Annotated in this window: 21 protein-coding genes, 2 rRNA genes and 1 other annotated feature; of the genes, 14 read left to right on the top strand and 9 right to left on the bottom strand. The window is 62.8% G+C overall.

What is annotated here, in order from left to right; genetic code table 11:
• The 3 genes from HXS65_RS00005 to rlmM form a co-directional block, all read left to right on the top strand.
• Window positions 1-109, top strand: a 23S ribosomal RNA gene (locus HXS65_RS00005); the annotation flags it as partial.
• Between the two features lie 137 nt (window positions 110-246).
• Window positions 247-331 (top strand) — a sequence feature (5S ribosomal RNA rRNA prediction is too short).
• Between the two features lie 273 nt (window positions 332-604).
• A 5S ribosomal RNA gene (gene rrf, locus HXS65_RS00010) occupies window positions 605-720 on the top strand.
• Between the two features lie 195 nt (window positions 721-915).
• Window positions 916-1,989: a 23S rRNA (cytidine(2498)-2'-O)-methyltransferase RlmM gene (rlmM, locus tag HXS65_RS00015; RefSeq protein ID WP_103751373.1), complete on the top strand. Its 1,074-nt coding sequence runs from the start codon at window positions 916-918 to the stop codon at window positions 1,987-1,989.
• A gap of 139 nt (window positions 1,990-2,128) precedes the next feature.
• Here the strand turns inward: rlmM and HXS65_RS00020 are convergent, their stop codons facing one another.
• Window positions 2,129-2,413 (bottom strand): antibiotic biosynthesis monooxygenase, encoded by a 285-nt coding sequence (locus HXS65_RS00020; protein ID WP_077371336.1) that lies wholly within the window; start codon window positions 2,411-2,413, stop codon window positions 2,129-2,131.
• Window positions 2,414-2,472: 59 nt separating this feature from the next.
• Between HXS65_RS00020 and tusA the strand changes: the two genes are divergently transcribed.
• On the top strand, window positions 2,473-2,718 hold the full coding sequence (tusA, locus tag HXS65_RS00025) for a sulfurtransferase TusA (RefSeq protein ID WP_077371338.1): 246 nt from the start codon (window positions 2,473-2,475) through the stop codon (window positions 2,716-2,718).
• An 11-nt stretch (window positions 2,719-2,729) separates the two neighbouring features.
• Here the strand turns inward: tusA and HXS65_RS00030 are convergent, their stop codons facing one another.
• Together HXS65_RS00030 and HXS65_RS00035 are read right to left on the bottom strand one after the other, a co-directional pair.
• Window positions 2,730-3,464, bottom strand: coding sequence for a hypothetical protein (locus HXS65_RS00030; protein WP_077371340.1), 735 nt, complete (start codon window positions 3,462-3,464; stop codon window positions 2,730-2,732).
• A gap of 322 nt (window positions 3,465-3,786) precedes the next feature.
• The gene (locus HXS65_RS00035; protein WP_240499759.1) at window positions 3,787-5,190 is read right to left on the bottom strand and encodes an MATE family efflux transporter; all 1,404 of its coding nucleotides are present in this window, start codon (window positions 5,188-5,190) and stop codon (window positions 3,787-3,789) included.
• 461 nt (window positions 5,191-5,651) lie between these two features.
• Between HXS65_RS00035 and HXS65_RS00040 the strand changes: the two genes are divergently transcribed.
• From HXS65_RS00040 to HXS65_RS00060, 5 genes are all read left to right on the top strand, one after another.
• Window positions 5,652-6,269 carry an elongation factor P hydroxylase gene (locus HXS65_RS00040; RefSeq protein WP_077373049.1) on the top strand — a complete coding sequence of 206 codons (618 nt, stop codon included), beginning with the start codon at window positions 5,652-5,654 and terminating at the stop codon, window positions 6,267-6,269.
• Window positions 6,270-6,509: 240 nt separating this feature from the next.
• Window positions 6,510-7,556: a Fe(3+) ABC transporter substrate-binding protein gene (locus HXS65_RS00045; RefSeq protein ID WP_176492850.1), complete on the top strand. Its 1,047-nt coding sequence runs from the start codon at window positions 6,510-6,512 to the stop codon at window positions 7,554-7,556.
• Window positions 7,557-7,695: 139 nt separating this feature from the next.
• The gene (locus tag HXS65_RS00050; protein WP_240499590.1) at window positions 7,696-9,498 is read left to right on the top strand and encodes an iron ABC transporter permease; all 1,803 of its coding nucleotides are present in this window, start codon (window positions 7,696-7,698) and stop codon (window positions 9,496-9,498) included.
• Between the two features lie 179 nt (window positions 9,499-9,677).
• Entirely contained in the window at window positions 9,678-10,214 is a 537-nt protein-coding gene (locus HXS65_RS00055; RefSeq protein ID WP_169477178.1) for an HPP family protein, read from the top strand.
• A 228-nt stretch (window positions 10,215-10,442) separates the two neighbouring features.
• Window positions 10,443-12,164 (top strand): DEAD/DEAH box helicase, encoded by a 1,722-nt coding sequence (locus tag HXS65_RS00060; RefSeq protein WP_176492851.1) that lies wholly within the window; start codon window positions 10,443-10,445, stop codon window positions 12,162-12,164.
• A 92-nt stretch (window positions 12,165-12,256) separates the two neighbouring features.
• On the opposite strand, the gene HXS65_RS00065 is transcribed toward HXS65_RS00060, so the two are convergent.
• Window positions 12,257-12,823: a hypothetical protein gene (locus HXS65_RS00065; RefSeq protein ID WP_240499589.1), complete on the bottom strand. Its 567-nt coding sequence runs from the start codon at window positions 12,821-12,823 to the stop codon at window positions 12,257-12,259.
• A gap of 59 nt (window positions 12,824-12,882) precedes the next feature.
• Window positions 12,883-13,842, bottom strand: a complete 960-nt coding sequence (locus tag HXS65_RS00070) for a TatD family hydrolase (RefSeq protein WP_176492852.1) — start codon at window positions 13,840-13,842, stop codon at window positions 12,883-12,885.
• 330 nt (window positions 13,843-14,172) lie between these two features.
• On the opposite strand from HXS65_RS00070, the gene HXS65_RS00075 reads away from it, so the two are divergent.
• Window positions 14,173-16,110: an ATP-binding cassette domain-containing protein gene (locus HXS65_RS00075; RefSeq protein WP_136938377.1), complete on the top strand. Its 1,938-nt coding sequence runs from the start codon at window positions 14,173-14,175 to the stop codon at window positions 16,108-16,110.
• 88 nt (window positions 16,111-16,198) lie between these two features.
• Here the strand turns inward: HXS65_RS00075 and HXS65_RS00080 are convergent, their stop codons facing one another.
• The gene (locus HXS65_RS00080; protein ID WP_077371357.1) at window positions 16,199-16,651 is read right to left on the bottom strand and encodes a universal stress protein; all 453 of its coding nucleotides are present in this window, start codon (window positions 16,649-16,651) and stop codon (window positions 16,199-16,201) included.
• 247 nt (window positions 16,652-16,898) lie between these two features.
• On the opposite strand from HXS65_RS00080, the gene HXS65_RS00085 reads away from it, so the two are divergent.
• A complete protein-coding gene (locus tag HXS65_RS00085; protein ID WP_176492853.1) occupies window positions 16,899-17,447 on the top strand; it encodes a preprotein translocase subunit YajC in 549 nt (182 codons plus the stop codon).
• A 143-nt stretch (window positions 17,448-17,590) separates the two neighbouring features.
• On the opposite strand, the gene slyA is transcribed toward HXS65_RS00085, so the two are convergent.
• Window positions 17,591-18,037, bottom strand: a complete 447-nt coding sequence (gene slyA, locus HXS65_RS00090) for a transcriptional regulator SlyA (RefSeq protein ID WP_077371363.1) — start codon at window positions 18,035-18,037, stop codon at window positions 17,591-17,593.
• A gap of 178 nt (window positions 18,038-18,215) precedes the next feature.
• The gene (locus HXS65_RS00095) at window positions 18,216-19,328 is read right to left on the bottom strand and encodes a DUF5924 family protein (protein ID WP_077371366.1); all 1,113 of its coding nucleotides are present in this window, start codon (window positions 19,326-19,328) and stop codon (window positions 18,216-18,218) included.
• Between the two features lie 410 nt (window positions 19,329-19,738).
• Between HXS65_RS00095 and fadB the strand changes: the two genes are divergently transcribed.
• From fadB to HXS65_RS00110, 3 genes are all read left to right on the top strand, one after another.
• Window positions 19,739-21,889 (top strand): fatty acid oxidation complex subunit alpha FadB, encoded by a 2,151-nt coding sequence (gene fadB / locus HXS65_RS00100; protein ID WP_136938375.1) that lies wholly within the window; start codon window positions 19,739-19,741, stop codon window positions 21,887-21,889.
• A gap of 94 nt (window positions 21,890-21,983) precedes the next feature.
• Window positions 21,984-23,162, top strand: coding sequence for an acetyl-CoA C-acyltransferase FadA (fadA, locus tag HXS65_RS00105; protein WP_136938374.1), 1,179 nt, complete (start codon window positions 21,984-21,986; stop codon window positions 23,160-23,162).
• Between the two features lie 193 nt (window positions 23,163-23,355).
• Entirely contained in the window at window positions 23,356-24,288 is a 933-nt protein-coding gene (locus HXS65_RS00110) for an amidohydrolase (protein WP_176492854.1), read from the top strand.
• Between the two features lie 89 nt (window positions 24,289-24,377).
• Here the strand turns inward: HXS65_RS00110 and HXS65_RS00115 are convergent, their stop codons facing one another.
• The gene (locus HXS65_RS00115) at window positions 24,378-24,728 is read right to left on the bottom strand and encodes a DUF6482 family protein (protein WP_103751361.1); all 351 of its coding nucleotides are present in this window, start codon (window positions 24,726-24,728) and stop codon (window positions 24,378-24,380) included.

Raw genomic sequence — 24,728 nt, forward strand, 5'->3', positions numbered from 1 at the left:
CTTGCGCCTCCTGAAGGGCCCTTGAAGACTACAAGGTTGATAGGCTGGGTGTGGAAGCACAGCAATGTGTTGAGCTAACCAGTACTAATTGCCCGTGAGGCTTGACCATATAACACCCAAGGGGTTTGCTGCGGTAAACGCCGGGATTGCGACAGGATCGACGATATATCGGTCAGCATGATTCATATTGCGAGTCGCGAGGCCACAAGCCTCGGGACTCAGGCATCGCAAGATGCCACCGTTTCGCCTGACGACCATAGCGAGCGTGAACCACCCGATCCCATGCCGAACTCGGAAGTGAAACCGCTTAGCGCCGATGGTAGTGTNAGCCCCCTTCAAGATGAGACTTCCCTGAGGCCTTGCGCCTCCTGAAGGGCCCTTGAAGACTACAAGGTTGATAGGCTGGGTGTGGAAGCACAGCAATGTGTTGAGCTAACCAGTACTAATTGCCCGTGAGGCTTGACCATATAACACCCAAGGGGTTTGCTTCGGCAAACGCCGGGATTGCGACAGGATCGACGACATATCGGTCAGCATGATTCATATTGCGAGTCGCGAGGCCACAAGCTTCGGGACTCAGGCATCGCAAGATGCCACCGTTTCGCCTGACGACCATAGCGAGCGTGAACCACCCGATCCCATGCCGAACTCGGAAGTGAAACCGCTTAGCGCCGATGGTAGTGTGGAGTTTCTCCATGTGAGAGTAGGTCATCGTCAGGCACTTATACCGAACCGCCCCTGCAGCCTTGCTGCAGGGGCGGTTCTCTTTGCGGGTCAAAAACCGGAAAGCCGGTACCCGTCAGCTGGCAGGCCCGGTGGGCCTGAGTAGCGGCTTCCTCGCTGAGTCAGTCATTGTCGCCATGCTTGTCGTGGACAGGAGCGAGGCGGTAGACTCCCCAGCCTTCCGTTATGGAGATGATGATGCAACCTCAAGAACTGTTGCTGTATTGCCGCCCGGGCTTCGAGGCCGACCTGGCCGCAGAAGTCTGTGAAAAGGCCGCTTATCTGGGCGCCCCGGGTTATCCGATTGCGGCACGCGACAGTGGCTTCGTGCGTTATGTGGTGACAGGTGATGAGCCCGCCAATAGCCTGCATCGTGACATGCCGCTTCAGGCGTTGGTCTTCGCTCGCCAGACACTGGTGGCATTGGAGCCATTGGTCGGCATGTCGCGGGAGAATCGAGTCTCGCCGATTCTGCAGCAGGTGGTCGACGCTGGCTGGAGCTTCGAGGAGATCCGCCACGAGATGCCGGACACCAATGATGGCAAGGCACTGTCGGGCCTTGGCAAGGCCGTCGGCCGCCCGTTGGAGTCTGCGCTCAAGAAGCGTGGTGCACTGCGTCGCAAGGCCGGTGGGCGGGCGCTGCACGTCTTCTGGACGGATGGTGACGAAGTGCAGCTGGGCATGAGCTTCCCGGGCAACCGCAGCGAATATGCCAACGGCATCCGTCATCTGCGTTCGCCGAGCCGTGCCCCCAGTCGCTCCACACTCAAGCTGGAAGAGGCCTGGCATGAGTTCGTGCCGCGCGACCAGTGGGAGCGTCGCATCGCGGTTGGCATGCAGGCAGCGGATCTTGGGGCAGCGCCGGGTGGCTGGACCTTCCAGCTGGTCGAGAAGGGCATGTTCGTGTTTGCCATCGACAATGGCCCCATGAACAAGGATCTGATGGCGACAGGACAGGTAGAGCATCTCAAGGAAGATGGTTTTACCTGGGAGCCACCGCTGCGACTGGACTGGCTGGTCTGTGACATCGTCGACAAGCCCATCCGCGTGACGGAGATGGTCGAGCGCTGGCTGAAGAAGCGCTGGTGCAATGAGGCGGTCTTCAATCTCAAGCTGCCGATGAAGCAACGCTGGAAGGAAGTCTCCCGCTGTCTCGATTATCTGGCGGCCAGCCTTGAGCGTTCCAATGTCGGTGCCGAGATCCGGTGTCGTCACCTGTACCATGACCGCGAAGAAGTCACCGTGCATGTGCGTATCACGCACTGAGCCACCGGGTTCTCTGGTGCAACCACAAGCCCCCACGGACCGAGCGGTCCGTGGGGGCTTGTCTGTGCGGTACTGTCAGGTCGATGGACAGAGCCTCGCTGAGGGATGCTGCATTCGCGAGGCTTGAATCTCTCGCAGGTCAGGTGTGCTCAAGCAACACGATGCGTTCCGGTTGAGAAAGCATCGGCCCCAGACGCGCCATCATGCGTTCGCGCGCGTGACTGCTCGACCACTCCTGCCAGGCTCTTGCGTCTCGCCATGAAGTGATCAATATTCGGTGGCCGGGACGTCCGCTTTCCACCAGATTCTCGCCCGAGATGAAGCCCTGTGCATGCATGGCTTCACGCACGACCTCGCGTGAGGCCTGCTCGTAATCCTGTTCGAGTCCCGGCATGATATGCCGCTCGATCATTACCTTGATCATGCCCGTCTCCCGTCTTCATACATTCTGCCTTGTCAGTGGCAGGACCTCAGGAGTCATTGATGACCGATACCCCCTTGCCCGTTGCCGATGCAGAGCTGGATACCAGCGGTCTGTATTGCCCCGAACCCATCATGATGCTGCACAACAAGGTGCGTGAGCTCGCGAGCGGAGACCTGCTGCGTGTCGTGGCGACCGATCCGGCGACGACACGTGATGTGCCCAAGTTCTGTGCATTTCTTGGGCACACACTGGAGCGCAGTGACGAAACGCCGGATCACTTCCTTTATGACATTCGCATCAGTTGACGTCAGTCGTCTCAGGCTTCGCGGTCGTGCACTTCCACACTGACCTGATCACTTTCGCCGGTCATCATCAGCGCGAGAGCTTCCAGGGTGGCCGGGTCCTGCTCACGAATCTGGTTGGCGACGGCGCGCTGGAAGAAATAGACCACGTCATGACGACTGCGACCGGGGTAGAGGCAGTCATCTCCAGCCAGCACCGGTGTCTGGGTGACGCGTGTCTCATCGACCAGCAGTGCCTCGATGTTGCCATCGCTGTATAGACGCCAGCCGAACACCTGCTTGAGCTGCCACGCAGACTCGCCATTGGTCATGCACAGGGCATGAGTCCCGAGCGTATCCGGTAGCTGCTGCAGCAAGGTGGTCTTCTCCGACACCTCATAGTCGTAATAGGCCGCGGCATGCTCGAGCTCATAGACCTTGTGGTCCGGAGCCAGCATGAAGACCTCGTCGGTTTCCGGGTCTCGGTAGCCGACGAAGTGGCCCTGCTGCGGATCTTCCAGCTCATGGCAGGGCATCAGCCCCTCCATCCATGGCACCAGGCCGACCACCTCACCATCCTCGCGCAGACCCCAGGCCAACACGGGAAGGCTGTAGTAGCTCTCCGGGTCGCTTTCGAGCTGATAGAGCATTTCCAACCCATCGTGTTCCGGCGCAAGCCGGAGAATACGACGTCGTGCACGCATCCTGTCACGCATGACATTCAGGTCGATGACCTTGGCGGAGCGGGGGGAAGAAACTGGTACGCCCATGACGAACCCTCCTCAGCAGCTTGTCGATCGTCCTCGGCGTGTGCGGGTGTGCAAACAGCCGCCGCTTGCAAGATGGCGCACTGCATATGAATGCACTGCCTTGAATAACCATTAGCACAGCCTGAGCCCTGACGGTAACCCCTCCTTGGACGAAATGACCGTCCATGCGCAGATGAAGGATTAAACGCAAACGCCCCGCGACCGGGGAAAAGGCCGGTGGCGGGGCGTCTGAGGCGAGTGCTTGAGCGGGTGGGAAAAGGGATGGAACACTGGCCGCCGTCGGTATCACGAGCTCGCGGCCAGCGTTGGCAGGGGGCTTCGCTCAGCCGGGCAGGCTGCCCTCCTGAATGGCGCGGCGCGCGATGACCCACAGACGCCAGCCAAGCAGCAGAGCCGCCACGGTCAGGCCGGCCACCATGCCAATCCAGTAGCCATAGACACCCATGCTCTCGACAGCCCAGGGCCAGACGGGGAACTGCTCACTGCCCACCCCCAGCAGATGTCCGCCACCAAGACCGATGATCCAGTAGGCGAACATGGTGATCAACATGATGATGCGAGTGTCCTTGAAGCCGCGCAGAGCCCCCGCCATGGCAACCTGCAAGGAGTCGGAGACCTGATAGAGCATCGCCAGCGTGATCAGGGAAAGCGCCAGCGCCTGCACCTTGAGGTTGCTGGTGTAGAGCGCCACGGCAGGCTCTGCCAGTACCCAGATCACCAGGTCATTGATCAGAGCGACCACCAGTGAGAAGGCCACGCCATTCCACGCCACGAAGCGCGCCTCGTTCATGTCACCACGGCCGATGGTATGCCCCACTCGTACGGTGAGTGCCATGGCCAGTGACAGGGGGAGCATGAACAGCAATGAGGTGAAGTTGAGCGCGACCTGGTGGGCTGCCACCTTGATCTCACCGAAGCTTGCCACGAACAGCGCGATGACGGTGAACAGCGTGACCTCGAAGAAGATGGCGATGCCGATCGGCAGACCGACCTTGAGCAGTTCCGAGATCTTCTTGAGCTGAGGCGCGCTGGGTTGGCACCAGAGAGCGACTGCCTGGTAGGCGCTGCTGCGACGGGTGTAGAGAAACATGCTCAGACACATGATCCACATGGCAAGCCCTGTCGCGATACCGCAGCCTGCAGCGCCCATGGCCGGGATATCGCCCAGCAGTCCCGGCAACGTGATCCCCAGCAAGTCATCCACGCCTGCAGAGCCATAGATCAGCAGGTAGTTGAGCGGAATGTTCGACAACAGGCCGATCAAGCTGATGATCAGCGCCGGACGAGTATGATTCATGCCATCGGAATACGCGCGTAGCACTTGATAGAAGGCGGCGCCCGGCATGCCCCAGGCAATGGCCATCAGATAAAGCGTGGCCTGTTCTGCCACCGCGCCGGGCACCTCCATCAGCGTGAAGATTGGCGCCGCCAGGAACCACAGTGCCAATCCTGACAGACTGCCGAGCACCAATGAGATCCACAGTGACTGGTGAACGTTGTCACGTACCTCACCGCTGCGGTTACCCCCCATCAGCTGTGCCACGACGGGTGTCAGCCCCATCAAGGTGCCAGCCATCAACAGCAGCAGAGGCACCCAGAGGCTGGACCCCACCGAGACGGCTGCCAGGTCCGTCGCGCTGGAGCGACCGGTCATCAGGACATCCACGGCGCTCATGCCTGCCTGAGCCAGCTGAGCACCGCAGATTGGCAGTGCCAGCGTGACCAGACGTGAGGTCTCGGCGCGTACCCGGCTGGCGAATGGCGCCTGAGAAGAGGCTGCAGGCGTGGAGGCGGATGAATGGGAGGGTTCGGCGGGGGGCACGGCAGGCTCCTGCTGGTAATCGAGAATCATTCTTGCTTGGCGCGCCATCCTAGCAGATAAGGCCTGCCTGCGGGGCGCAAGAGAGTGAATTATCAGCGCTTGGTACTCACCTGTCAGGTGGAATGACGTGATACGAACGAGCCACGTACAATGCTCGACATCGTCATGCAGTACCGTCCCTATCTCCGGGTACTGATATCGCTGCTGATTCACACGATCGTCGAGACTTGCCTGTGTTGCTTTCTTCAGAACTTTCCCGCGTGCCTCGCACCCTGTCATCACGTCATGAGGCGTGCAGCGCAGACGGCGATGCCATGCCTGATCATGCCCTGGCGGGGGGGCAGGCCCTGACGGATCAAGAGTCGATGGACCCTGAGCTGACGGCGTTGACTTCCCTCTTCGATGGACTGTTTGCCACGTCCTACAACACCTTGTTGCGGCGCGCCCCCCACGAACCTCTCTATCTGCCCGCCGGCATGACGACGGATGAGGTGCAGGATGGGGTCGCCAGCGGCGACTCTCCAGGCGATGAGCTCGGCTTTCATCGTCTCTATCTGGCGCGCGGCTTCTTCTCCAGCGCTCTGCACGAAGTCAGTCACTGGTGCATCGCGGGCCCTGAGCGACGCCTCAAGGAGGATTACGGTTACTGGTATGCACCGGACGGACGTGATGCACACCAGCAGAAGGCCTTTGAAAGTGTCGAGGTAGCCCCGCAGGCGCTGGAGCAATTGTTCCACCGTGCAGTCGCCAAGCCGTTTCATGTCAGCGTCGATAATCTGGAGCTTGAGGTGGATCGCGATGCCTTCGCACAGCGTGTCGACGAGCGGGCCGCTGAATACGAAAGGTGCGGCCTGCCAGCACGCGCCAATGCCTTCCGACATGCGCTGCACGCTGTCTGGCAGCGCAAGCTTTCACACACGCAAGCCATCCAGGAGGCGATGACGCTATTGCCTGCCGTCGGGGAGGATGGCCGCGTGGCCTGATGCGCCCGCCATGCCGGCGCAGGACATTGTCTGTTCCGCGCGCCTCGAGATATCCCGCTGTGGAATCGCCGGGTTTTCAGGCATGAACTGCTAGCACGGATTGCGAAAACTGCAAGTCAGCGTTGCACGAGCGTTGCGATCGGAAACCCTTTGTGATTAGAATGATTCGCATTGCTACGATCATTCTGCTTCCCCTGCACCAGCAGGCCAGAAGCGGGGACCTTCGAACAGGGGTATTCGATGACAGCTTCCACCACGATTTCTGCATCCTCCGTCCGCAAGCTGCTGCTGGGCGCACTGGCTGGCGTTACCGCCGCCACGGCGCTGCCGGCTCAAGCCCAGGAAGAGGTCAACGTCTATTCCTATCGTCAGGCCTATCTGATCGAGCAGTTCCTCAAGGAGTTCACCGAGGAGACCGGCGTCAAGGTCAATGTGGTCTTCGCCAAGCAGGGCCTGGCCGAGCGTCTCAAGCGGGAAGGGCGCAACACTCCGGCTGACGTTCTGCTGACCGTGGATGTGGGACGTCTGCAGGAGCTGGTCGACGAGGAGCTGGTCAAGAGCGTCAATGATGAGGTCATCGAGGCCAATCTGCCCGATCAGTACCACGGCCCCGACAATCAGTGGTTCGGCATCACCACGCGCGCACGGGTGCTCTACACCAGTGTCGAGCGTCTCGAGGCCGGTCAGGTGGCAAGCTATGACGACCTGGCGGATCCGAGCCTGAAGGGGCGCGTCTGCTCACGCGCCGGTGATCACCCCTACAACGTCGCACTGATCGCCTCACGCATCGCGCACAACGGTGAAGAGGCCACGCGTGAGTGGCTGGAAGGCTTCAAGGCCAATCTGGCGCGCAAGCCTCAGGGTGGCGATCGTGATCAGATCAAGGCGATCCGCGACAACGTCTGTGATGTGGCCATCGGCAACAGCTATTACTACGGCAAGATGCTCGACAATGACGAGCAGCGCCCGTGGGCCGAGAAGGCACGTATCGAGTTCCCGGATCAGAACGGCGTCGGCACGCACATGAACATCTCCGGCATGGCGATGACCAAGTACGCGCCGCACGAAGAGAATGCCCTCAAGCTGATGCGCTTCCTCACCGAGAAGACCGCCCAGCACATGTATGCCGAGGTCAACTTCGAGTATCCGGCCAACCCGGAAGCCGAGAGCTCCGAGCTGCTGACCTCATGGGGCGAGTTCAAGCAGGATGACCTGCCGCTGACCGAAGTCGCCAAGCTTCGCAAGCGCGCCGCGCAGATGGTCAATGAAGTCGGCTTCAACCAGTAAGGGCACTCGCCGGAGCCAGAGGCTACCGAGCGAGCTGTCATGAACGAAGAGGGGCTGTCGCGATGCGACAGCCCCTCTTCGTTTGCGCAAAGCATGTAAAATAGACGCAATTGCAGTTGCGGGATAACGAGGACGTCAGATGACCCAGGGCAAGCGGCTGTTGGCTGAGCAAGGTGCGAGCTTTGAAGGAGAGGCGGTGGCCGCCATGAGCGGCACCGGGCGTTCGCCGGCCGCCCAGGAAATGGCGCACTACGATGCAGCGGCCATCCGGCGTCGTCAGCGGCGTCTCGGAACCCACATGGGCTGGTTCGTCAGCGCCTGGGGCGTGGCCGCACTGGTGGTCATGCCGGTGCTGGCCGTCGTCTGGCTGGCTGTCTTCGGTGACGATGGCAGTGATCAGGCCGGGGAGGGCATCTGGCCGCATCTCGTCTCCACCGTGCTCCCCGATTACGTCATGACCAGTCTGGCGCTGGTGGCGGGAGTGGCGGTCCTCAGTGGCAGCATGGGGGTCGTCTCGGCCTGGTTGACCACCATGTATCAGTTTCCGCTGCGACGCACCTTCGAGTGGTCGCTGCTGTTGCCGTTCGCGATTCCCGCCAACGTCATCGCCTATATCTATACCGACGTCTTTGAGTATGCCGGCCCCTTCCAGGGCGCGCTGCGTGCCCTGTTTGGCTGGGATTCGCCCCAGGATTACTACTTCCCGGAGATCCGCAGCCTGGGGGGCGCCATCCTGATGCTGTCCCTGGTGCTGTTTCCCTATGTCTTCATGCTGGCACGCTCGGCATTTCTCGATCAGTCGCCCTCACTGCGCGATGCCAGCAGAACGCTGGGCTGCAACGGGTGGCAAAGCTTCTGGCGCGTGGCACTGCCCAGCGCCCGACCGGCGATTGCCGTCGGCCTTGCACTGGCGATGATGGAGGCGCTCAACGACTTCGGAACTGTGGACTACTTCGCGGTACGCTCGCTGACCGCCGGCATCTTCAATGTCTGGCTCAACATGGGCAGCCTGCGCGGTGCGGCGCAGATCGCGCTGTGCCTGATGATCTTCGTGGTCACGCTGATCTGGCTCGAGCGGCATGCTCGGCGTCGTCAGCGCCAGTTCGGCAAGGGCGATCGCTACCGTCGCTATCAACGTCCGACCCTGACGGGATGGCGGGCATCAGTGGCGTCACTGGCCTGTTTCCTGCCGCTGTTCTTCGGTTTCCTGCTGCCGGTGGGCTTGCTCACGCGGCACGCCATCCTGTATTTCGAGGAATCCTGGACACCGGACTTCGCAGGCTATGCCGTGAACAGCCTGATACTGGCGGTGAGCGCTGCGGTACTGACCCTGATCATCGGGGTGCTGCTGGCCTATGCCAAGCGGCTGGATCGCACCGCCAGCGTACAGCAGGCACTCAAGCTTTCGAGTCTGGGCTACGCCATGCCGGGGGCCGTGCTGGGGTTGGGCGTTCTGGTACCGCTATCCGGCTTCGACAATGCCCTGGACAGCTTCCTGCGGGCCAATTTCGGCATCTCCAGCGGATTGCTGCTGACGGGAACGATGGGCGCGATCATCATCGCCTATGTGGTGCGCTTCTTGGCGATTGCCGCGGGCTCCATCGAGTCGAGCCTCGACAAGGTCACGCCCTCGATGGACATGGCGGCACGCTCGCTGGGCGAGAACACCTTCTCGACCCTGCGTCGTGTGCATCTGCCGCTGATTCGTCCGGGGCTTCTGACCGCGGCGCTGGTGGTGTTCGTGGATGCCATGAAGGAGCTGCCGGCCACCTTGCTGCTGCGCCCCTTCAACTTCGATACGCTCGCCACTCATGTCTATCAGTACGCCTCCGATGAAATGCTCGAGCAGGCGGCGCTGCCGGCACTGGTGATCGTGCTGGTCGGTATCCTGCCGGTGATCGTGATCTCGCGCACCATCGTCGCCTCACGCAGCGAAGCGTGAACGAGCAAGAGTAAGAGTAAGAGTAGGAGTAAGAGAGACGAGAGCCGGCGTGCGTGACGGGAGTGACCGGTGCCGAGCGGGCATCAGCTTATTGCCATACGGTAGTTGTCCCTGCCCTTGAGATCGCCTAGGGTGCAGCGCTTGATGACGCAAGGACACTCCCGGAGACGACTCGCACGATGATCAAGCCTTATCTGACCAAGATGCGCGGAGGCCCGCTCAAGCGTGGCAAGCCGCATGTTGCCGATGCCCTGTGGTCCTGGCTGGGGGCCTTTCTCGGCATGGCGTTGATCGGCTGGATGTCATCACATTATCTGGCGGTCAGCACCTTGCTGCTGGTCGGCTCCTTCGGGGCGACCTCGGTACTGCTCTACGGTGCGCCGCATAGTCCGCTGGCGCAGCCGCGCAACGTACTGGGCGGCAACCTGTTGTCGGCGCTGGTCGGCGTGGCCTGCTATCACTGGCTGGGCGACGGCTGGCTGGCAGCCGCCATGGCAGTCTCGGTGGCACTGCTGGTGATGCAGCTGACGCATACCCTGCACCCGCCGGGCGGTGCCACGGCCTTGATCGCGGTGATCGGCGGTGAGCCCCTGCATGCGCTCGGCTACTGGTATGCCTTGCTTCCCGTCGGTCTGGGGTGCCTGGCCATGCTGGTGCTGGCGGTATTGATCAACAACCTGGCGCGTCATCGTCGCTATCCGCTGCACTGGCATTGAGTCATCAAGTGCCACCACCGGGCGCGTGCTTCTGCAGTCGCCGGCGGAAGGTGATAGACTGGGTCATCGCCTGACGCGAGCGACTGGCAGCAGTCCGCCGAGGTCACCCAGACCAACGCCTTCTTCACTGTGCCTGATACGCCTCGCTCTCTCTCCCGGCACGTGCCCGGCCAGGCGCCATTCCTTAATGATCGACCAGCACGTGGCCGGTCAGCCGAAGAGATATTGATGACTGAGACTACTGCCAACTCCATCCCGGCTTTTGCCGCCCTGGGGCTGTCCGCTCCTGTTCTGAAAGCGATTGCCGAGATGGGCTATTCCACGCCGTCCCCGGTGCAGGCGGGTGCGATTCCTGCCGTGCTGGAAGGTCGTGACGTGATGGCTGCCGCGCGCACCGGTACCGGCAAGACTGCCGGTTTCGCCTTGCCGCTGGTCGAGCGCCTCTCAAACGGCGCCCCTGCAGGCGCCCGCAAGATCAAGGCCCTGATCGTCACGCCGACGCGTGAACTGGCCGCGCAGATCGACGAGAACGTCACTGCCTACTCCCGTCACCTGAAGCTGCGCAATGCCGTGGTGTTCGGTGGCGTGAAGATCAATCCGCAGATCAGCCGCCTGTCTTCCGGCGTCGAGATCCTGACCGCCACACCGGGTCGCCTGCTGGACCTGCACTCCCAGAAGGCCATCGATTTCTCGGATCTCGAGACGCTGGTGCTGGACGAAGCGGACCGCATGCTGGACATGGGCTTCATCCACGACATCCGCCGCCTGCTCCAGCTGCTGCCGACCAAGCGGCAGACGCTGCTGTTCTCCGCGACCTTCTCGGACGAGATTCGCGGCATGGCCAACAAGCTGCTCAATGATCCGGTCGCCGTGGAAGCCAGCCCGCGCAACACCACGGCCGAGAAGGTCGAGCAGCATATCCATACCGTGGAGAAGAGCCACAAGCCTTCGCTGCTCAAGCATCTGATCCTCAAGGAAAACTGGCATCAGGTGCTGGTCTTCACGCGTACCAAGCATGGGGCCAACCGTCTGGCGACCAAGCTCGAGAAGTCCGGCATCAGCGCCGCGGCGATTCATGGCAACAAGAGCCAGAATGCCCGTACCAAGGCATTGGCCGGTTTCAAGAACGGCGAAGTGCGCGTGTTGGTTGCCACCGATATCGCGGCACGTGGCCTGGATATCGAGCAGCTGCCGCAGGTCGTGAACTACGAACTGCCCAATGTCCCGGAAGACTACGTTCACCGGATCGGACGTACCGGTCGCGCCGGTGCCAGCGGGCGTGCCATCTCGCTGGTTTCCAGCGATGAGCGCAAGGAGCTCGGCGGTATCGAACGTCTGCTCAAGGGCAAGCTCAAGCGTGTCGAAGTGGAAGGTTTCGTGCCGGAAGTCGACGTCGAGCCGGAACGTGAGCCGCGTCAGCCGCGTGGCGGCCAGCGCTCTGGCGGCCAGCGCCCTGGCGGCAAGCCTGCCGGTGAAGGTCGTGGCAATGGTGGCCAGCGCACTGGCGGCGCTCGTTCTGACGGCCAGCGCACTGGTGGCAAGCCTGCCGGTGAAGGCCGTGGCAATGGCGGTCAGCGCTCTGACGGCCAGCGCACTGGCGGCCAGCGCACTGGCGGCCAGCGCACTGGCGGCGCTCGTTCGGATGGTCAGCGTACTGGCGGCAAGCCTGCCGGTGAGGGCCGTGGCACTGGCGGTCAGCGCACTGGCGGCGCGCGCTCGGGCGGCCAGCGCCAGCAAGGTGGCGGTGCCAATCACGACGACGACAATCGCGGCAATCGTGCTCCCGCTCCGCGTGAGGTGGATGGCAACCGCGTCGCGCCGCGCCCGGAAGTGAACGGCAATCGCGCGCCGGATGCACCGTCCAGTGAAGAGCGTCCGCGTCGTCGTTCACGTGGTGGCCGCAATCGCTCCAGCGGTGGCAATGGCGGTGGTGGCCGCTCCAACGGCTGAGCCTTGCGGGACAGACTGAAGTCGTGAACCAGAACGCCCCGACAACTACCGGTTGTCGGGGCGTTCTGCGTTTCAGAGATGGCGGAATGAAATCAGACGTCTTCTTCCCAGTCGATCTCATAGTCCGGGCCTGTGCCCTGGATGTCTTCATCGCCACGCACACCGTCACCGCGCAGGCGGGTGTGGATGGCCAGCATCACCATCACCTCGTTGTCCGGTCGGAAGGGCTGCAGCCCCTGCTCGAACAGCATGTTGTTGCGCTCGCGTGCCCAGTCGCCGGGGGATAGTTCCGGGTAGAGGCCCTCGGCAGGAGCAAACTCGATGAAGGGATCCATGTTGTAGGCATCGAACAGACGCGCCAGCGCCTGTTCGTCATCCATGACGCCGGTGGTATAGAGCGTGGTCTGGTAGTAGTCCTGCTCCAGCTCCTTGAGCACGTCGAGAGGGCTGACGCCGAAACTTCTCAGGTCATCCAGGCTGTAGTCGCCCAGTTCCAGCATTTCCCCATCCAGCCATTCATCGTCAGGCTGAATCAGGACATGCTTCATCTGCCCATCGGGCAGGGCCCAGGCGATGGCCAGGGGCAGGCTTGAGTCCTCGCCTGTCTCGACGGCGATGAAGGCGGGGAAGTCGCCTGTTTCAGGTTCGTATTCGTGCATTGTCGTGTCCAGAGCAGGGAAGCGTGCAAAGAAGGGCGTGCAAGGGAAGGCGTGCCGTGTCAGGCCGCGGGCAGGCGGAAGAAGCGGGTGGCAGTCGCCGTGGTGGCCTGCGCCAGCGCTTCCATCTCCATGCCGCGCAGGGCAGCGACCTCGGCCAGAATCCAGACCAGCAGCGAGGGTTCGTGGCGGCGTCCCTTGAGCTTGGCGGGCAGATTGCGTGGCACCAGATAGGGGCAGTCGGTTTCCAGCATCAGGCGTTCCAGCGGAATCTCGCGACACAGGCTGCGCAGGTGCTCGCCGCGGCGTTCATCGCACAGCCAGCCGGTCAGCCCGATATGCAGGTCGAGATCCAGATAGCCATATAGTGTCTCACGCTCGCCGGTGAAGCAGTGCACGACCGCGTGGCTGATGTCGTCCCGCCAATGCTTGAGCATCTCGAGCATCTGTCGGCCGGCGTCACGTTCATGCAGAAACAGTGGCAATCCTGTCTCGGCGGCAAGGGTCAGCTGGGCCTCGAAGGCGCGAGCCTGCTCGGCGGGCGTGGAAAAGTTGCGATTGAAATCCAGGCCGCATTCGCCCACCGCGACCACTTCCTGCTGGGCCAGCAGCTCCCGGATACCGCGCTCGACCTCATCGTTCCACTGGCTGGCATCATGCGGATGCACACCGGCGGTGGCAGAAAGGCCACGATAGCGCGCCGCCAGCGCCTGAGCCTCACGCGAGCCGTCCAGGCTGGTGCCGGTCAGGATCTGCTGGCTGACGCCCGCCGCGCGAGCTCGCAGCAAGGTGCCCTCGATGTCCTGAGCATAGCTTTCATGGGTCAGGTTGACGCCGATGTCGATCAGCGGCGTCGGGCTTGCGAAGCGCAGCGCCGGCGCCAGCCGAGTCAGGGCCGTCTGGCGATCGCTGTCATCGAGGGACAGGTCGGCGCACAGGTCGGCAAGCGAGGTCTCGCTCAGTTGCTCCGGGTCATAGCAGGGCAGCGCTGAGGGATCAGCATGGGGAGGAAGCGCGGACATCGAACACCCTTGAGTCACGGGGGAGGGAGAAGGAACACGGCAGTGAAAGGCGTACCAGGTCGTCTGCTGGCCTGGCACTCGAGAGTCCGGCACCGGGCGATCGGCTCGTTGGCAATGCCAGGCGCACGACGTGCTTTCAAGTGGTCGGCCATTCTACCCAAGCCGCCGATGTCTTTCAGCCCTTGCGGTGTCTTCCATCGCCTGTACGCTGCGCCTCGGGTAGAATGGCGTCATTCTCCGGCGCGCGTCGCTGGCGGCGGCCTGTCCGCCTGACTCCCACTTCCTCCGCGGCCTTCCCGGCCCCGGACCCGTCACGAGTTGCTGCTGCACATGGCATTGTTACGACTGGAAAATCTTCAGCTGGCCTATGGCCATCACGTTCTGCTCAATGGGGCGGATCTTGTCGTCGAGCGCGGCGAGCGCCTGGCGCTCGTCGGCCGCAATGGTACCGGCAAGTCGACCCTGCTCAAGCTGATCACCGGCGAGTTCCAGGCCGATGCCGGTGAGCTGTGGAAGGCGCCGGGCCTCAAGATCGGCGTGCTCTCCCAGGATCTGCCGGCGGCGGAAGGTCGCACGATCTTCGATATCGTTGCCGAAGGCCTGCCGCAGGCAGGTGCGCTGCTGGCGGAATACCATCACCTGATCAGTGATCCGGAACCGGACCTCAAGCGTCTCGAGCACGTGCAGGTCGCGCTGGAAAGCGTCGATGGCTGGCAGTTCCAGCAGCGTATCGATACCGTGCTGACCCGCCTGGGCCTGCCGGAAGACACCATGATGGAAGATCTCTCCGGTGGCTGGCGTCGGCGTGTCGCGCTGGCGCGTGCGCTGGTATCCGACCCGGACCTGCTGCTGCTCGATGAGCCGACCAACCATCTGGATCTCGATACCATCGCCTGGCTGGAAGAGCAGGTCGCGGCCTTCTCCGGCGCCGTGCTGTTCATCACCCACGACAGGGCCTTCCTCAAGCGCCTGGCGACCCAGATTCTGGAGCTTGACCGTGGCCGCCTCGGCCGTTATCCGGGCGATTACGCGGCCTATCAGGCCCAGAAGCAGCACGAGATGGATGTCGAGGCCAAGGAAAACGCCGAATTCGACAAGAAACTGGCCCAGGAAGAGACCTGGATCCGCCAGGGCATCAAGGCGCGCCGCACCCGTAACGAAGGTCGCGTGCGCGCGCTGGAGAAGATGCGTGATGAGCGTGGACAGCGTCGTGAGGTGCAGGGCCGTGCGCGTATCGCCGTCGATTCTGCCGAGCGCAGCGGCAAGCGCGTCGTGGAGCTGGAAAATGTCAGCTATCGCTACGACGAGGCGCAGGACAAGTGGGTCATCCGTGACCTGAGCGTCGAGATCCAGCGCGGCGACAAGGTCGGCCTGCTGGGGCGCAACGGCGCGGGCAAGACGACGCTGCTGCATATCCTGCTGGGTCAGCTCGAGGCCAGTGAAGGCAAGCGCATCGAAGGCACCAAGCTTCAGATCGCCTACTTCGATCAGCTGCGCAAGGGCCTGGACATGGAAGCCACCGTCTACGACAACGTGGCGCGCGGCAGCGACCGTGTCACGGTCGGCGGGCGTGACATGCACGTGATGAGCTACCTGCAGAACTTCCTGTTCACGCCGGACCGCGCGCGTCAGCCGGTGCGTTCGCTGTCAGGGGGCGAGTCCAATCGCCTGCTGCTGGCGCGTCTGTTCACCATGCCGGCCAACGTGCTGGTGCTCGATGAGCCGACCAACGACCTGGATGTCGAGACGCTGGAGCTGCTCGAGGAGCTGCTGCTCGACTTCGACGGTACCGTGCTGCTGGTCTCCCACGACCGTGCCTTCATGGACAACGTGGTCACCAATATCCTGGCCTTTGAGGGCGACGGGATCGTCAAGCCGTATGTCGGGGGCTACAGCGATTGGATACGTCAGGGCGGGCATCTGCCGCCGGCACCGTGGGAAGTCGAGCGTGAGCGCGAGGAAAAGCACCGTCGTGAGGCGCAGGCCGAGGATGAGCGTCGCAAGCGTGAAGCCGCCCAGGCGCAGCAGGCCCCCAAGAAGGTCAAGCTGCCCTACAAGTTCCAGCGCGAGCTGGATCTGATTCCGGCGACCATCGAGACGCTGGAAGCGGAGATCGCGACGCTGGAAGCCGAGATCGCGGCGCCCGAGTTCTACACGGGGGATGCCAAGGCCGTGAAGACGACGCTGGAGAAGCTCAGCCACAAGCAGCAGGTGCTGGAAGAGACGATGGAGCGCTGGATGGAGCTTGAGGCCATGCAGGAAGGCTGAGTCTCTTCTCTCGTCTCCCCGAGTGCGTAATGACACGAGGGCAGCCATTGGCTGCCCTCGTGTCATCTCGGCTCACTGACCGCCGGCGTCATTCTTCGCTGTCATCTGCCCCCACCCGGACGGCCAGCACATCACACTGGGCACCATGCAGGACACCAGTGGAGGTGGAGCCCAGCAGCAGGGCGAAGCCATGGCGACCATGTGAGCCGACCACGATCAGATCCACGTCATGTTCTGCGGCAAAGCGATGAATCTCGCTGTCCGGCATGCCGACCACGACATGCTGATCTTCAGGCGCGATACCGTGTGGCGTGGCGATGTCCCCCAGTCGCTCACGGGCATGGGAATCCAGCTGATCCTGAATGCTGGTCAGATCCATCGGGATGTCCCCGCCATAGGCAAAGCCCAGTGGCTCGAGGGTATGCATGATGGACACCTTGGCACCATTGCGCTTGGCGATGGGCAGTGCGCGTTCCAGTACCAGGTGGGAATCCTTGGTCAGATCGACAGCGACCAGTACATGCTTGTATTCGTTGCTCATCCTGAATTCCTCCCGTAGAGGTGGGCCATTCGAGTGGCGTCGTGCACCTGCTTCCATGCTAGGCTTGCCGCCCCCCGGAAGACAATGACTTGCATCAACGTATTGCCAGTGCGCCAGGCGCAACCCCCGTACGCGGTTGGATGGCTCGGGCTTTGGGCACGTTTCTGGTTGTCCGCACGGCGGCGTTTTCCGCAGTCGTTCGATGATGACGCGAATTTCTTACTGACACTTCCTGGCAGGACATTTCATGACGACAGCTCTGATCATCATTTTCGTGGTGCTGGCGATGTTGTCGCCGCTGACATGGTTACGCCCCAGCAAGCGTGAGACACGCACGTCACTGGTGCGCAAGGCCGTGATCGCGGACGGCATGCGGGTTGACCTGAAGGCAGCACCGCTTTCGGATGCCCCCAAGGGGATCGTCGGCTATCGTCGTCCCTGGCCCACCGAGCGCGATGTCACTCCCTTCATCCTCGTCCACGACGAGTGGGCCAGCGATGCACTGCGTGAGACCGTGCCCGGATATCGTTGGCGTGAAGAGAGTCGCCTGGCGGAGGACCCCGACTTCGCGGCCGCTCTGGAACATCTCACGCGGGCATTGCCGGAGGATGCCCTGATGCTGGAGTCCTCACTGTCCGGCTTGACGCTGTGGTGGGGGGAGAGCCTGGCACTGGAAGACTGCGAGGCGTGGCGCCGGGAGTTCGAGGCACTGCATGCCCTGTTGATCGCCAAGGCCCCCATTGCCCATCGCCGCCGTCCGTTGGTGGGGACAGAGCCCAGAATGCCGGGCGGGTGAGCGTGATATCTCGGGCTGCCCTCGGCCGCGAACAGGGCCGGCGCGTGACCTGAGCTTGCCTTGAACGTCTTGCAAAAAAGCCCCCGTCGAGTCACTCGATGGGGGCTTTTTCCTTTCCCGCTGGCGTATCCGGACACGCTCGCTCAGGCGCTTTCCGGCACCTTCTCGGAGATTTCCAGGCCATTGCGTTCCATGACGCGCAGGCATTCGCAGAATTGGTCGACCTGCTCCGGCGTGAGCCCCTCGAGCATCTCGATGCGGGTCTGCTCGGCGATGGCATCGATCTTCTCGATCAGCGGCAGTGCCTTGTGTGTCAGGAAGATGCGCTTGGTGCGGCGGTCTTCCTCACAGGCGCGGCGTTCCACCAGCCCCTGCTCGCTGAGCTGATCCAGCGTGCGTACCAGAGACGGTGCCTCGATGCCGATGGAGCGTGCCAGATCACATTGTGGCTGGCCGTCTCCGAGTCGCCACAGGTGTACCAGCGTCATCCAGCGGGTTTGTGTCAGCCCAAGCGGGGACAGTCGCTGGTCCAGGATGGCGCGCCATAGGCGCGGCAGGCGGGAAAGCTTTAGCCCGATATCTTCATGCATGGGTATGTCGTCCACAGAGTGCAAAGGATGAGTGGGCTTTTATCCTGGCACCCCTCGGTGCCGCCCTTGTCTTCAGCATGCTAGGCAGCCTGGATAATTACAAGCCTGCGAACGAATTTTACGCCCAAGGTCGAGTAACCGAGGGTTCACGCTTCAGGGTCACTCACGTCGCGAAGCGTCACAGGCCCGGAATCAGGTTGGTGATCCGCCAGCCGGGGATGCCCGCCGGCCGTGCCAGGCTGCTGTCCGCGAAGGTGGCCACCTGCGGATCATCACTGACGAGGAAGCGCAGACTGCCGATGCGCTGCCCGTTCATGGTCTCGACATCGATTTCCCATTCCCCCTCGCTGCCCTTGGGGAAGGCCGTCTTGTGTGTCCATGCCCGATAACCTTCCTTGCGACCGCCGTTGATGTTCAAGGCGATGCGATCCACCACTTCCCCGTCATGTCGCCAGACGTGATAGACCTTCTCCGACAACCCGCGCGGGGCGCGAATGGCCGTGTAGGCGTAGAGGCCTCTAGCGGAGAGTTGTGCTGGGGTCAGATGCATCTCGCCTCGCGGTGTCCGCGCCGCGGTGTCGAAGTCCGGCGAGAGGCTGCTGGCGTTGATCCAGAGCGTGGCAGGCGGAATCCAGGCGCGTGCCCCCCATGCGCCCACCCCCAGCATCACGCTGATGCCGATCATCGCCAGGCCACCGACCAGCCCGCGGGCAATCCGCAGGTTGGCGACACTGGGCAGCGCGAATAGGCTCATCGCGGCACAGGCAGCCAACAGACTCTCGCCGGTGGTCAGTTCCAGCAGCAGGGGCAGGGTGACCAGTACCACGACGAATACGCACAGGGCGTGGAAGCCGAAGTACAGCCAGCGATGGCGCTCGGCCAGTCGGTAGTAGAAGGGGTCGAGTATCGACAGCAGAGTCGCGCCGCACAGCAGCAAGGTGAAGCCTGCCTGGCCACTGGCCCAGTCGGTCGTCGCCAGAAAGAACGGCAACGTGAAGCACAGGGTCTCCTGCTGGATCAGCTGCGCCACGAAGGTGGCCAGCTTGCGGGGCAGGGCATTCTGGCCGCGATGACGGCGCAGACGGCTCCACAGGCCTTCGGCGATCAGGATCAACCAGGCCAGCATCATGCCCAGCGCCAGCATGCCACCCAGCCATTGCTGACGATTGACGAGGAAGAAACTGCAGATGCCCGCAGCGAAGCCGATGGGAGGCCATAGCCAGTGCCAGCGCTTGGTGCGTTCGACGATGCCAGTCAGGCGCAGATACAGGGCGGTGAGAGTGCTGCTCATGAAAGCATGGTATCGGTGTGGCCTTTGAGAGCCTGCTGGAGGGCAAGGATATGCCGCTGCCAGCCTGCGTGTCGGGAAAGCGCCAAGAGTAACGCGACTGCCTTTCCGGGTGTAGCGTCGATCTTTGCCCACACCCGCTGTCGATGTCAGGCACCAGAGACAGGAACCGGCATGGAGACTGCCCCGGACCCCCGACCTTTCGCTAATGTCCGCAGGCTTGATCTTTGCCCGTCTGTGGCCCAAGCTGGCTGTATTCAAACGCTTGTATGAAGCGCTGTGGCGAGAGATGACTCTCCTGCGGCGCCTCTGGAAGCTTCGAGTCCGGCGAGGCCGGTTGCCAGCGCACCCATGGCAGAGACCATCCTGCGCCTGACAGCCCCTTCACCCCTTTCTCTTGTGGAGATCCGTGGATGATCTATTCAGGCAAAACGCTATCCGTCGAGGCCAATCAGGACGCCATCGCCCTGTTGACGCTCGACCTTGAAGGCGAATCGGTCAACAAGCTGGCCAGCTACGTACTCAAGGAGCTGGGGGAGGCGGTGGAGGCCATCAAGGCGACGGCCGACCTGAAGGGGCTGGTCATCCGCTCCGCCAAGGAAGCGTTCGTGGTCGGTGCCGATATCACCGAGTTCCATCAGATGTTCGAGAAGGATGAAGCCTTCCTCATCGACATGAACATGACCGTCCATGGCATCTTCAATGCCATCGAGGACCTGCCGTTCCCCACCGTCACCGCCATCAATGGGCTGGCGCTGGGCGGCGGCTGCGAGATCACCCTGACCACCGACTTCCGCGTCATGGCGGACAGCGCGAAGATCGGCCTGCCGGAGACCAAGCTCGGCATCATTCCGGGCTGGGCGGGCTGCGTACGTCTGCCGCGCCTGATCGGGGCGGACAATGCCATCGAATGGATCTGTGGGGGCACCGAGAATCGCGCCGACAAGGCCCTGGCAGTCGGCGCCGTCGATGCCGTGCTGCCGGTGGCCGAGCTGGACGCGGCGGCACTCGACATTCTGGCGCGCGCCAATGCGGGTGAGCTGGACTACATGGCACGGCGTCTCGAGAAGACCTCGCCGCTCAAGCTCAATGCCATCGAGCAGATGATGGCCTTCGAGACCGCCAAGGGCTTCGTGGCAGGCAAGGCCGGCCCGCACTATCCGGCGCCGGTGGAGGCCATCAAGGTCATCCAGAAGGGCGCGGGCGAATCGCGTGAGCGTGCCCAGGCCATCGAGGCCAAGACCTTCGCCCGGATGGCGCTGACCGACGTGGCCTTCAATCTGGTCGGCCTGTTCATGAACGATCAGGTGGTCAAGAAGAAAGCCAAGGGATACGAGAAGCAGGCGAGCAAGATCCAGCAGGCTGCCGTACTGGGTGCCGGCATCATGGGCGGTGGCATCGCCTATCAGAGCGCCAGCAAGGGCACGCCGATCCTGATGAAGGACATCAATGGCGAGGCCATCGAGCTTGGCCTGAAGGAAGCGCGCAAGCTGTTCGGCAAGGGCGTCGAGCGGGGCAAGCTGACCACCGAGAAGATGGCGCAGGGGCTGTCCAACATTCGCCCGACGCTGTCCTATGGCGATTTCGGCAACGTGGATCTGGTCGTCGAGGCGGTGGTCGAGAACCCCAAGGTCAAGGCGTCGGTGCTGGCCGAGCTCGAGGACAACGTGGCGGATACCACCATCCTGACATCCAACACCTCGACCATTTCCATCACGCGTCTGGCGGAATCACTCAAGCGTCCCGAGAACTTCTGCGGCATGCACTTCTTCAACCCGGTGCATCGCATGCCGCTGGTGGAAGTCATCCGTGGCGAGAAATCCAGCGACGCGGCGATCGCCGCGACCGTCGCCTACGCCCGTCAGATGGGCAAGACACCGATCGTCGTCAACGACTGCCCGGGGTTCCTGGTCAACCGCGTGCTGTTCCCCTACTTCGGTGGCTTCAGCCTGCTGGTCGAGAAGGGCGCCGACTATCAGCGCGTCGACAAGGTGATGGAGAAGTTCGGCTGGCCGATGGGCCCGGCCTACCTGCTGGATGTGGTCGGCATGGACACTGCGGTCCACGCCAATGCGGTGATGGCCGAAGGCTTCCCGGATCGCATGGCGCGTGAGGGCAAGACCGCCATTCAGGTGATGTACGACAACAAGCGACTGGGTCAGAAGAACGACTTGGGCTTCTATCGCTATGAGGAAGACCGCAAGGGCAAGCCGAAGAAGCTGCCTGATGAAGCGGCGCAGGCACTGGTCAGTGAAGTGGTCAGCGAGACGCGCGAATTCTCCGATGATGACATCATCGCGCGCATGATGGTGCCGCTGTGCATGGAAACCATCCGGTGTCTGGAAGATGACATTGTCGGTACGCCGGCCGAGGCGGACATGGCCTTGATCTACGGCATCGGTTTCCCGCCGTTCCGTGGTGGCGCACTGCGCTACGTCGATGCCATGGGCGTGGCCGAGTTCGTCGCGCTGGCCGACAACCTGGCCGATGAGCTGGGGCCGCTGTATCGCCCGACCGAGGCACTGCGTGAGCGCGCCAAGCGCGGCGACGCCTTCTACGCCTGAGCCTTTGATTGCTGAGCACACCCAAGTGGGGCCAGCACTATCCGACCAGAATTTTCGGCTCTCGCGACAGCGAGGGCCATGAGGGAGCCAGACAATGAATCTGAATCCGAGAGATGTGGTAATCGTCGATGGCGTGCGCACTGCCATGGCCAAGGCCAAGAATGGGGCCTTCCGCCACGTGCGCGCCGAGAACCTGTCCGCCGCGGTGATGCAGGCGCTGTTCGACCGCAACCCCGGCCTGGTGCCGGCAGAGGTCGATGACGTCATCTGGGGCTGCGTCAACCAGACCCTGGAACAGGCCATGAACATCGCGCGCAATGCCGCCATCATGACCGGCATCCCGCGCAGCGTGCCGGCGCAGACGGTCAACCGCCTGTGTGGCTCCTCGATGAGCGCGCTGCATATCGCCACCGCCAACATCAAGGCCGGCATGGGCGACTTCTACATCATCGGGGGTGTCGAGCACATGGAGCACGTGCCGATGGCGCATGGGGTCGATGTCAACCCGGCGGCCAGCAAGCACGCGGCCAAGGCCGCGATGATGATGGGCCTGACCGCAGAACTGCTCGGCAAGATGCACGGCGTGAGTCGTGAGCAGCAGGATGAGTTCGGCGTGCGCTCTCACCAGCGTGCCCAGGCGGCCGCCGATGAAGGTCGTTTCGATGACGAGATCATCGGCGTCGAGGGCCATGATGCCGAGGGGCGCCGCGTGATGGTGACCCGTGATGAGGTCATCCGTGGCGATGCCAGCATGGAATCCATGGGCAACCTCAAGCCGGTGTTCGATCCCAAGGGCGGCACCGTGACGGCGGGCACCTCCTCCGCACTTTCCGTGGGTGCCTCGGGCATGGCGGTGATGAGCGCCGAGCGCGCTGAAGCGCTGGGTCTCAAGCCCATCGCCCGCGTACTGTCCACCGGTGTGGCCGGGTGCGATGCCTCCATCATGGGCTACGGCCCGGTACCGGCCTCCAAGCAGGCACTCAAGGCAGCGGGGCTGACCATCGACGATATCCAGACCGTCGAGCTCAATGAGGCCTTCGCGGCGCAATCGATTCCCGTGCTCAAGGACCTCGGCCTGCTGGAACGCGCCGACACGGCGGTCAACCTCAACGGCGGCGCCATCGCGCTGGGGCATCCGCTGGGCTGTTCCGGTTCGCGTATCTGCACCACCTTGCTCAACGTCATGAAGCAGCAGAACACGCGCCTGGGTCTGGCGACCATGTGCATCGGCATGGGGCAGGGGGTCGCGACGGTCTTCGAGCGTCTCGACTGACTGCGCTTCGCCTGAGATGGCGATCACGCACCGGCAGAGTATCTTCAAGCGGCATGTCTTCGGACATGCCGCTTTTTCGTATGCGTGCTTTTGTCTGGAAACGAGAGAGGGGGCGCAGTATCGTGACAGAGGGCACTGAAACGCGAAGTCGCCCAGAGCTTGATGATCGAGGTTACGCGAGGGAGTCGCATCGATGGATTGGAACCATGTCGAGCAGGATCTGCCGTGTGCGGCACCGCCACGTCCCCTGCCGCATCCCCTGACGTTCCGGCTGCCTCCGGGCAGCATTGATTGCCACCTTCATGTGTTCGGCGATCCGGTGCGTTATCCGCTGGCGGAAGACAGGACCTACAACCCTGCCGAATTCGGGCTCAAGGACGCGCTGGAAATGCACCACGCGCTTGGCGCCCGTCATGGCGTCCTGATCCAGCCAAGTGTCTATGGCTATGACAATCGCCTGCTGTGCGACAGCCTCGAGAACTGTCGTGAGCGAGGGCTGGATTATCGCGGCATCGCCGTGGTCTCGCCCGAGATCAGTGATGCAGAGCTTGAGCGGCTCTCCAGGCTAGGCGTCTGCGGGGTGCGCCTCAATCTGATCTTCTCCGGCGGGCTGCGCTGGCGTGATGTCGTGCTGCTGGCGGACCGTCTGGTCCGCTTCGACTGGCATCTGGAATGCCTGATCGATGTCTCGACCTTCCGTGACATGGAGGCACGGCTCGGCAGTCTGCCGGTGCCGGTGGTGATCGACCACATGGGCCACCTCGCGGCTTCACGGGGGCCGGAATGTCCCGGTTTCACCGCGCTGTGTCGGATGCTCAAGCAGGGACGTACCTGGGCCAAGCTGTCGGCGCCATATCGACTCACCACCCGGGGACGCCTGCCGTATTCCGATGTCACGGCACTGGCGCGGGCACTGGTCGCCGCCAATCCCGAACGCGTGGTGTGGGGCAGTGACTGGCCGCATCCGCATATCGGGGTCGAGATGCCGGAGGAGGACACGCTGGCGGAATTGATGCAGCGCTGGCTGCCGGAGCGCGAGATGCGCGAGAAGATCTTCCGCGACAATCCACGCAAGCTCTATGGGTATCCCGCCTTCGTGAAGTCGAAGGTCGAGGAGGCGCACTGAGCGCGGATCGAGCGCCCAGGTGAGCCTCAGGGGCGTGCCGCAATGACAGAAGCCCCCGTCAGTGAACTGACGGGGGCTTCCTGATATGGCTACAGCGTCTTGAACGCCACACGCGTGCCATGGGCCAGCAGGCTGGCATTGTCGACCGGAGTCGTGGGGAGGCCGATCATCTCATCCTGCACTTCCGCCCAGGTCTGCACGCCATGCGTCAGCCCCAGTGGCAGCAACAGGCGACTGACCCACTGCGTGCCGGTGAAGCGCAGGGACTGGCCATCTTCATCGACCAGACGACTGATGCCGTCGGCATGATGCAGGCGCACCAGATACAGCCCCTGATCCAGCGTCTGGATTTCCACGGTCAGCGTGTTGCCTTCGGCGAGCCATCGACGCAGGGTCTCGACACTGACGCCTTCGCCAAGCAACGGGGGTGTCATCTGCAT

It is taken from the genome of Cobetia sp. 5-25-4-2 (assembly GCF_013374075.1).
GTDB lineage: Bacteria > Pseudomonadota > Gammaproteobacteria > Pseudomonadales > Halomonadaceae > Cobetia > Cobetia marina.

Excerpts from the sequence above, each read along its gene's own strand:
- HXS65_RS00060 (WP_176492851.1), top strand. The coding sequence starts at position 10,443 with ATGACTGAGACTACTGCCAACTCCATCCCGGCTTTTGCCGCCCTGGGG.
- HXS65_RS00020 (WP_077371336.1), bottom strand. The coding sequence starts at position 2,413 with ATGATCAAGGTAATGATCGAGCGGCATATCATGCCGGGACTCGAACAG.
- HXS65_RS00070 (WP_176492852.1), bottom strand. The coding sequence starts at position 13,842 with ATGTCCGCGCTTCCTCCCCATGCTGATCCCTCAGCGCTGCCCTGCTAT.
- rlmM (WP_103751373.1), top strand. The coding sequence starts at position 916 with ATGATGATGCAACCTCAAGAACTGTTGCTGTATTGCCGCCCGGGCTTC.
- HXS65_RS00110 (WP_176492854.1), top strand. The coding sequence starts at position 23,356 with ATGGATTGGAACCATGTCGAGCAGGATCTGCCGTGTGCGGCACCGCCA.
- HXS65_RS00045 (WP_176492850.1), top strand. The coding sequence starts at position 6,510 with ATGACAGCTTCCACCACGATTTCTGCATCCTCCGTCCGCAAGCTGCTG.
- HXS65_RS00055 (WP_169477178.1), top strand. The coding sequence starts at position 9,678 with ATGATCAAGCCTTATCTGACCAAGATGCGCGGAGGCCCGCTCAAGCGT.
- HXS65_RS00085 (WP_176492853.1), top strand. The coding sequence starts at position 16,899 with ATGACGACAGCTCTGATCATCATTTTCGTGGTGCTGGCGATGTTGTCG.
- HXS65_RS00075 (WP_136938377.1), top strand. The coding sequence starts at position 14,173 with ATGGCATTGTTACGACTGGAAAATCTTCAGCTGGCCTATGGCCATCAC.
- tusA (WP_077371338.1), top strand. The coding sequence starts at position 2,473 with ATGACCGATACCCCCTTGCCCGTTGCCGATGCAGAGCTGGATACCAGC.
- HXS65_RS00095 (WP_077371366.1), bottom strand. The coding sequence starts at position 19,328 with ATGAGCAGCACTCTCACCGCCCTGTATCTGCGCCTGACTGGCATCGTC.
- HXS65_RS00080 (WP_077371357.1), bottom strand. The coding sequence starts at position 16,651 with ATGAGCAACGAATACAAGCATGTACTGGTCGCTGTCGATCTGACCAAG.
- HXS65_RS00040 (WP_077373049.1), top strand. The coding sequence starts at position 5,652 with ATGGACCCTGAGCTGACGGCGTTGACTTCCCTCTTCGATGGACTGTTT.
- slyA (WP_077371363.1), bottom strand. The coding sequence starts at position 18,037 with ATGCATGAAGATATCGGGCTAAAGCTTTCCCGCCTGCCGCGCCTATGG.
- HXS65_RS00030 (WP_077371340.1), bottom strand. The coding sequence starts at position 3,464 with ATGGGCGTACCAGTTTCTTCCCCCCGCTCCGCCAAGGTCATCGACCTG.
- fadA (WP_136938374.1), top strand. The coding sequence starts at position 21,984 with ATGAATCTGAATCCGAGAGATGTGGTAATCGTCGATGGCGTGCGCACT.
- HXS65_RS00115 (WP_103751361.1), bottom strand. The coding sequence starts at position 24,728 with ATGCAGATGACACCCCCGTTGCTTGGCGAAGGCGTCAGTGTCGAGACC.
- HXS65_RS00050 (WP_240499590.1), top strand. The coding sequence starts at position 7,696 with ATGACCCAGGGCAAGCGGCTGTTGGCTGAGCAAGGTGCGAGCTTTGAA.
- HXS65_RS00065 (WP_240499589.1), bottom strand. The coding sequence starts at position 12,823 with ATGCACGAATACGAACCTGAAACAGGCGACTTCCCCGCCTTCATCGCC.
- fadB (WP_136938375.1), top strand. The coding sequence starts at position 19,739 with ATGATCTATTCAGGCAAAACGCTATCCGTCGAGGCCAATCAGGACGCC.